Below are 7,168 nucleotides of genomic sequence, written 5' to 3' on the forward strand. Positions count from 1 at the left end.
GTTGAAGTCTCATGCAAGACGACCGCGTTGGTTCACCTGCAGACGGCACACCCGACCAGCAGACTCTCGTTTCCCCCAACAATCCCTGTCCCTTCCTGCGCGCGCTTGTGGCGGGCGGCTTCGTCGGCGGACATATCGTCCCGCTTCCAAAGCTTACCCGGACCATCGAGGCCGCGACCGGCAACAAGGGACTGAAAGAAAGGCTGGACGGCCTTGCAATCTATGGCGTTGCGCTCGCCGCCAACGGTCTCAGCCTCCGGCGCCTCTGGCGAAGCTGGCGGTCGGGCGCTCAGCTCGACGCGTTGCGAGATGGACCCTTGGACAAACACGGCGTCGGCTCTCGAATTCTCGATGCGAAAGCTGAGGTTCACGAAGCGGAAATTGCGCGCCTGGCCAAGTTTGGCAAGGACCGGCCAGATACGGCCGGGGGAGTCGAGCGTGGACTGACGAGCCGGGAAATTACGGCTTACATGAAGGCGAATTTCGAGCGTGCCAAGGGCTCGAGGCGTCCGATCGATCGGTTCCTGATGAGAGGCGAGTGGCCGATTCTGCTCAACATCATGGGCAAGGGCGAAGGCAACAAACGCTACCTCAGCGTGGCCGAAGTCAGGACGCTGTTCGTGGAGCGGCGGTTTCCCGATCGTATCGTTGCGCGCCTGTTGTCCGCCCCTGCGCCCGCGAAGGGCGGCCTGGCTCGCTTCCTCGGCAAGGCGCTGCTCTGGACGGGTGCCGCAACAGCGGCCGCGGTGATTGCAATCGCCGAATTCCCTGACCAGGTCGGCGCTATCATAACGCCGCTTGCCCAACTGCTGCCCCCTCCCTTGCCCGACACCCCCGCAACAAAGGCTGCGGTTTGGCTCGACCAGAATTGGTCGACCGAAGACAGGCACTGGTTCCATCATGCCAGCCAGGGCACTGCGACATTTCCGGTGCCCTACGACTGGTTTGTCGCCTTGGAGCAACCGGGCATTCGCCTGGTGGGCCGACCCGGCCTGCTCAAGGACAGCGACTATCTCGAGCGGTTCGGATTCCTGCCGAGCCCGAAGACCATCCACACCGATTCTGCGACATTGCGCCACTTTGGCTATTCGTCTTCATCCAATGCGCCCCCGATCCCTGAGTCCGCGGCTCACCTAAAACCGACGCCGGCCGAAAATTTCGACGGCTTGCCCGTCGGTTTCGCGCGCCTCGTGGGTGGGGCGGATCCAACAACCGGCAAGCCGGCATTGGACAGACTCGGCTTGACCTGTGCGGCCTGTCATGCGGGAAGCATCCGCTACAAAGGCACAAGTGTGCGCTTCGACGGCGGTCCGGCCATGGTGGACCTCTTCAAGCTCGAACAAGCGACCGGCCTGTCCATTTTCTACACCGTCTACGTACCTGGCCGCTTCCAACGCTTCGCCACGCGTGTGCTGGGGCCGGACCCGGATCCCGCGGCGTACAACCAGCTCAAAAACGACCTGTCGGCCACCTGGAGCACCCTTCGCACCCAAATAAAAATCCAAGGCAAGGCATATGCCAAGGATACGCTCGAAGGATTCGGGCGGCTCGACGCGCTCAACCGGATCGGCAATCAGGTCTTCTATATCGACCTCGACTTGAGTGGGCTCAGGGGCTTTGAGAAAAACCTGCGCGCTCGCGATGCGCCTGTGAGCTTCCCGCCGATCTGGTCGGTGCCGTGGTTCTGGTGGGCTCAATACGATGCTTCGATCGAGCAGCCGCTGATCCGCAACGCCGGCGAGGCGCTCGGCGTCTCGGCCCTGATAAATCTTTCGCCGGACGCCCCGCTGGCGGCGCTTTTCCGCTCGTCGATCGCCTTGGAAAATCTCGATCGCATCGAAACCATGCTGCGCGGTCCCAACCCTCTTGAACAAGATCCAAAGGGTTTTGCCGGGCTGAAGTCACCGAAATGGCCGTCACAGGTCTTCCCCGACGATCCCGCCTGGAAAATCGATCCGGCGCGCGTCGCAAGAGGCCGCGCGATCTATGCCGAAATTTGCGCCGAATGCCATCGCGGCCCGGTCGACGACGCCGTGTTTGACAGCCAGTTCCCCGAGGAGAGTTTTTGGTCAATTTCGAAAGAGGGAAAATGGGACAAGGAAAGTGAGGGGAAATGGATTTCCGATGGGCCGGTGTTTAATCCCGTCCAGAAGGCCGTGGGCGGGATGGGCACGGACCCGGCTCAGGCCGAGGTGCTGCATTCGCGCATGGTCGCTGTGCCTGGCTTCCTCGACATGCAGCCAGAGCGAGACCTTGGACAGGTTTGGGGCTGCCAGGGTATGCCCGCCGCCTCAACCGACATGCAGTTCTCGCTCGCCCTGATGATTGCGGTCGACCGCACCAACCGGAAATGGATGGACGATCACAATCTGTCGAAGGAAGATCGCGAGGCTCTGTGGGGAAAACGGACAAATTGTCCCAACCCCAAAATCCAGAAGATCATTCACTACCGCGCGCGCCCGTTGAATGGCGTTTGGGCGACAGCGCCCTATCTGCACAATGGTTCGGTGCCCTCGCTCTATTGGATGCTCAGGCCCGCAGCCGAGCGGCCCACGCAATTCTGCATGGGCTTGCGCGACTTCGATCCGCAGCAGGTCGGATATCGCGTCGTAGAGGGAGAAAAGCCAAGTTGCAGGAAGGGCGAGATCCTGTTCTCGGCGACCAATCCCGACGGGTCGGCGATCCACGGCAACGGCGTTCTCGGCCATTCGCTGGAAGGGACCCCGGGGCCAGACAAACCCGGCGTCATCGGCCGCAAGCTGACGGACGACGAGCGCTACGACCTGATCGAATATTTGAAGACCCTGTAGGGCGGGGGAAAGGCAACGCGCAGGGACGCCCTTTCTCCCACCCTATCGTTGCTCCAAGGCCCCCGCATGGCCTCGAGCGGCTAATTGGCCGTGGTGCTCGCCTTGCTGCGCTTTGCCGGGGGGTCCTTGGCGACGGGTTTTGGCGCCTCTACGGCGCGCGCACCGCCCCACGGGTCGGCGGCAGGCTGGTCAGGGATATTGCGGAGCGATCGCTTGTAGGCGTTCTCGGTCGCCTTTTCCTGCTCGATCTGGGTTTGCGACTTGGGCGGATCCTGCGGAGCCGACGGAGCCCCTCTCTGTGCGTAGGCGGGCGCAGCCAGCAACAGTGCGACGGCGGCTGCGGCTCCAAGAACTCTCATACGAATGCTCCCTCCATTTTTTTCTGGCATATCACCGGACCCCCTTCGGCACCAATACGACCCATTGCTGAACTCTCGGGCATTTTTGGGCCGCTTGAATTCGAAATTATCCGTTCATGGTTTTGCGCTCGCGGCACCGCGCGGCTCGCGAAGATTCGCTTTCAAGCAACCGGCAACGAATCGAACCGGGTTTTGCGGGAGTTTACGGTAAAATGGTATTGAAAAACGTTGCTTCGAAGTCGCCCGACCTCGATGGTGAATATTATCTTAAACATCACGCGGTAGCGTCGTGCCGCTCTTTGAGGAGAAGTTGCATGACGCTCCGATTCGGGGGAAGCACCCTTCCCTTTTCGCGGCTGAACCTGGGACCCAAGGCCGTCATCAGCGCGGCGCTCTTGATTGCGATCAATACGGCGCTTCTGGTCGGTGCCGGTTACTGGTCGCTGACACACGACTTCGCCATCCGCGCAGAACACGATATCGACCTCAACCTTCGCACCCTCACCCTCGCCTTCGGCGAAGCCTATCCGGATGCGAAGATCGGCCTGCGCGACGGAATCGTCGACCGCGTCGAAATTGCGAAAATGCCGGAATTCAGCGATCACCGGATCGTCGATCGGGCGGTCTCGTTTGTCGGCGGCAATGCGACGCTTTTCGTATACGACGATGCATCCCAGCAGTTTGTTCGCCGAACCACGAATGTGAAGAAGGAAAATGGTGACCGCGCGGTCGGCACCCAGCTCGCAGCCGATCATCCCGGGCAAGCGCTGCTTCGCCGCGGTGAGGCGTACAAGGGTCCGGCGATACTGTTCGGTCGCCGTTTTTATACGGCCTACCAGCCGGTGTTCAATTCGACCGGCAAGGTGATCGGCATCATCTACGTCGGCATTGCCACCGCGGAGCTCGACGGCATGCTGTGGCAGGCGATCACGGCCATGGCCGTGGCCGCCTGCATTGCCGCCTTGCTGGCGCTCCTGGCGACGATGGTGCTCGTACGCCGCGTCACCAAGCCGCTGCGGGCGGTGGCGGAAACGCTGACCGTCCTTGCCGAGGGGCGGACGGATGTTGAGGTTCGGCACGCCGATCGCAACGACGAAATCGGCGTGATCGCGCGTACCGTCGATGTTTTCAGGAACGCCCGCATCGAACGTCGCCAGATCGAGACCGAGCGGATGAACGCCGACAAGCAGGCGATGGAACAGCGCAAGGTGGAGCGTGACCGGTTTGTCGAGGCGTTCCGCGCCAAGATAGGCGGCATCATCGAACAGGTGTTGAACTCTTCGGGTCGGTTCGAGAAAGATGCCCGGCAACTCTCGTTGACGGCAGAATCGACGGCGGAAATGTCCAGCCAGTCCGCCAACGCCTCAAGACAGGCGTCCGAACATGTCCGCGGCGCGGCGGCCGCATCGAATGAATTGTCGGGATCGATCGTCGAAATCAGCCGCCGCGTGCAGGATTCCAATGGCGTTGCCGCCGAAGCGGTCAAGCAAGCCGACGCAACCGATCAACGCATGGCCGAATTGTCGGCTGCGGGCGACCAGATCGGGCACGTGGTGAAGCTGATCACATCGATTGCAGAACAGACCAATTTGCTCGCGCTCAACGCCACGATCGAGGCCGCGCGCGCCGGCGATGCGGGTCGCGGATTTGCAGTGGTCGCGCAGGAGGTCAAGAACCTCGCCGGTCAAACCGCCAAGGCAACCGACGAAATCAGCTCGCACATCGTCAACATGCAGCGTGCAACCGCAGAGTCCGTCGATGCCATCAAGGCGATCGGGCTGACGATCGAGCGCATCAGCGAGATCACGACGTCGATCTCGGCTGCGGTCGAACAGCAGGGCATCGCTACCCAGAGCATCGCCAAAGGCGTCCAGGCCGCGGCGAGCGGCACCCTGGATGTCGCTGAAAATATCGAGCGCGTAGCTCGTGGCGCGGGCGAAACGGAGACGACATCAAGTCAGATGCTGAAATCGGCAAGAGCCTTGTCCGAAGTGAGCATCCACCTGCGGGACGAGGTCGAGAAATTCCTCGACAGCGTCCGCGCGGCATAACACCTGATGCGCCGGCAATTCGCCTTGCGCATTCAGTTCTGGTGCGCTGATCGCGACGAAAACCCGGCCCAGGTCAGATATAGCCCAACGACCAGCGCCGGCGTGAGAAGGAGGCGATAATGCTCTGCATATCCCATCCGCTGAACCATCGCGGCCATCTCGTCGGGGGCAAGAACCAGAAGCGTAAAGCCTTTGGCGAGGATGAGCCATCCTACCAACGTAACGACCACCGGCAGCGCTCCGCCAGACCAGACATTGTGACCGACGACCATCGCGACCCCCATTGCCAGGCTGATGATGGCGTAGCTTATCATGACCGCTTCGTCCTCGACCGTGGCCTCGATAACAGTCCCGCCGCGCGCCATGAAGCCGGCCACGAGCAGGACCGTGAAAAGCCCGATGGATCTCGCAAGGAAAATCGTGAGCTGGGACATTTCAATCTCCGCTGCTTGCTGTAAGCCGAAACGGGCGAGTTAGGAAATTCCAACGGAATCCCAAACCTGAGTCCCCCCGCTGACTTGCGTTGAGTTGCAGTCACCCAGGAAACCATCCCCCGCTTGCCGAAACATGCTAGCTTTGGAAGCGCACGCGATCAGCGGTGGGACGGAGCGTCTGGCCAGATGCGAAAGATCAACTACAAAGCCCTGATGGCGATTCTGACAGTCGGACGCCGTTCAAGCAAGCACATCGACTGGACGCTCGCCATCGCGATTTTTTCCACAATGGTCACCGTCGGACTTGTCCTGCTTTATGTCTGGCAAGGCCGGCCCGATCTCCGATGAATCACCTCTTGTGATCGATATTCGGGATCAATCGGCAACAACTTGACGTGACTGTAGTCGCCGCGACTCCAAAGTTGCCGCCTCGCGCCGGCCGAACATTCAGAGCGACAAATCCGCTCGCCGGACCCTCCACCGCAAATCCCGATTCAATCGACCGCGCTCCGGAGGGAGACGTCATCCAGCTGCGCTCGCCCGTCACAACAGCGTCTCCGCCTTGTGTGGCATAGCGCGGCAGAAGCGAGCCAGGCTGGAACCTTGATCAGCAAATAAATACAGAGTGTGGCCGCGGCGTCGTAAAATTCTAACTTAAATTAGACTATCACGACGAACTGATTCGCGGCACGAACATTGCTTTAAACGAACTGGCTGGGAAACTCAGGAGTGTGGCATGAAAAGCCTCGTCCTTGGTGCAGCGTTCAGTTGCGTATTGAGCGTAGCGAATGCCCGTGACTTGGGACAATGGGAAGCAACTGAACCGCACATACGCCAATGGTACCAGGCGTTGACGCAGCCGGACAATCCCGCCGTTTCATGTTGCGGCGAGGCAGATGCCTACTGGGCGGATTCCTTTGAAGTCGATGGCGACAAATACGTCGCCATCATTACGGACCCCCGACCCGATGAACCGTTACGTCGCAAGCATATCGACATCGGAACAAAGATCGTCGTTCCGAACCACAAGCTGAAATATGATCAATCCAATCCGACAGGTCACGGGATCATCTTCTTGAGCAGAGGGGACTATGTTTATTGCTACGTCGCACCGGGCGGCGTCTGATTTTTGCACAAGTTGTGCCCACTCACGCGCCAGCGCCGATCGCACGCTCGAGCCTTCGCGACACCCCCACCGACTCTCGCAGCATATATAAGTTGCTGCGGAGAATTTCGTGCTCAGATCAAACACTCGGTGGTGGCGCGCTCGAATCCTGAGAAAGCACGAGAAACGGCATGCGCTGCACGTTGTCGGTCCGGCCACGTCGTCGCCAGATCAAGAAGGCTGCAATTAAGCCATTAGATACGAGCCAAAGCCCAACTAACCATAGCATGGTGCTCACAGCCGTTCCCCCCGTCTGATTCCTAGAATTCTTCAGTGTTGTTGGTGTTGTGAATTCTGTTTGGTCAGACTGTTTGCCGATTCGTGCAAATTCAAGGAGAAATCTGGGCCG

The 7,168-nt window shown here is 60.2% G+C and carries 7 protein-coding genes; 4 read left to right on the top strand and 3 right to left on the bottom strand.

What is annotated here, in order from left to right:
• The first annotated feature begins 11 nt into the window (after window positions 1-11).
• The gene (locus tag VNX23_RS09100) at window positions 12-2,810 is read left to right on the top strand and encodes a di-heme-cytochrome C peroxidase (protein ID WP_325629203.1); all 2,799 of its coding nucleotides are present in this window, start codon (window positions 12-14) and stop codon (window positions 2,808-2,810) included.
• Window positions 2,811-2,890: 80 nt separating this feature from the next.
• Here VNX23_RS09100 and VNX23_RS09105 read toward each other — a convergent pair whose 3' ends face one another.
• Window positions 2,891-3,169, bottom strand: coding sequence for a hypothetical protein (locus VNX23_RS09105; protein ID WP_325629205.1), 279 nt, complete (start codon window positions 3,167-3,169; stop codon window positions 2,891-2,893).
• 314 nt (window positions 3,170-3,483) lie between these two features.
• Here VNX23_RS09105 and VNX23_RS09110 point away from each other — a divergent pair, with 314 nt between their 5' ends.
• Entirely contained in the window at window positions 3,484-5,220 is a 1,737-nt protein-coding gene (locus VNX23_RS09110; RefSeq protein ID WP_325629207.1) for a methyl-accepting chemotaxis protein, read from the top strand.
• Between the two features lie 32 nt (window positions 5,221-5,252).
• Here the strand turns inward: VNX23_RS09110 and VNX23_RS09115 are convergent, their stop codons facing one another.
• Window positions 5,253-5,654: a hypothetical protein gene (locus VNX23_RS09115; RefSeq protein WP_325629209.1), complete on the bottom strand. Its 402-nt coding sequence runs from the start codon at window positions 5,652-5,654 to the stop codon at window positions 5,253-5,255.
• Between the two features lie 213 nt (window positions 5,655-5,867).
• On the opposite strand from VNX23_RS09115, the gene VNX23_RS09120 reads away from it, so the two are divergent.
• Complete coding sequence (locus VNX23_RS09120) at window positions 5,868-6,002, top strand: hypothetical protein (protein WP_325629211.1); 135 nt, start codon at window positions 5,868-5,870, stop codon at window positions 6,000-6,002.
• Between the two features lie 388 nt (window positions 6,003-6,390).
• Window positions 6,391-6,780 (top strand): hypothetical protein, encoded by a 390-nt coding sequence (locus VNX23_RS09125; RefSeq protein WP_325629212.1) that lies wholly within the window; start codon window positions 6,391-6,393, stop codon window positions 6,778-6,780.
• 118 nt (window positions 6,781-6,898) lie between these two features.
• On the opposite strand, the gene VNX23_RS09130 is transcribed toward VNX23_RS09125, so the two are convergent.
• A partial coding sequence (locus VNX23_RS09130) for a hypothetical protein (RefSeq protein WP_325629214.1) occupies window positions 6,899-7,168 on the bottom strand: 270 nt, incomplete at its 5' end.

It is taken from the genome of Bradyrhizobium sp., from assembly GCF_035570375.1.
Classification (GTDB): Bacteria; Pseudomonadota; Alphaproteobacteria; order Rhizobiales; family Xanthobacteraceae; genus Bradyrhizobium.

Bases quoted from the DNA above. Each gene is read 5' to 3' on its own strand.
- VNX23_RS09105 (WP_325629205.1), bottom strand. From the start codon at position 3,169: ATGAGAGTTCTTGGAGCCGCAGCCGCCGTCGCACTGTTGCTGGCTGCG.
- VNX23_RS09115 (WP_325629209.1), bottom strand. From the start codon at position 5,654: ATGTCCCAGCTCACGATTTTCCTTGCGAGATCCATCGGGCTTTTCACG.
- VNX23_RS09100 (WP_325629203.1), top strand. From the start codon at position 12: ATGCAAGACGACCGCGTTGGTTCACCTGCAGACGGCACACCCGACCAG.
- VNX23_RS09120 (WP_325629211.1), top strand. From the start codon at position 5,868: ATGGCGATTCTGACAGTCGGACGCCGTTCAAGCAAGCACATCGACTGG.
- VNX23_RS09110 (WP_325629207.1), top strand. From the start codon at position 3,484: ATGACGCTCCGATTCGGGGGAAGCACCCTTCCCTTTTCGCGGCTGAAC.
- VNX23_RS09125 (WP_325629212.1), top strand. From the start codon at position 6,391: ATGAAAAGCCTCGTCCTTGGTGCAGCGTTCAGTTGCGTATTGAGCGTA.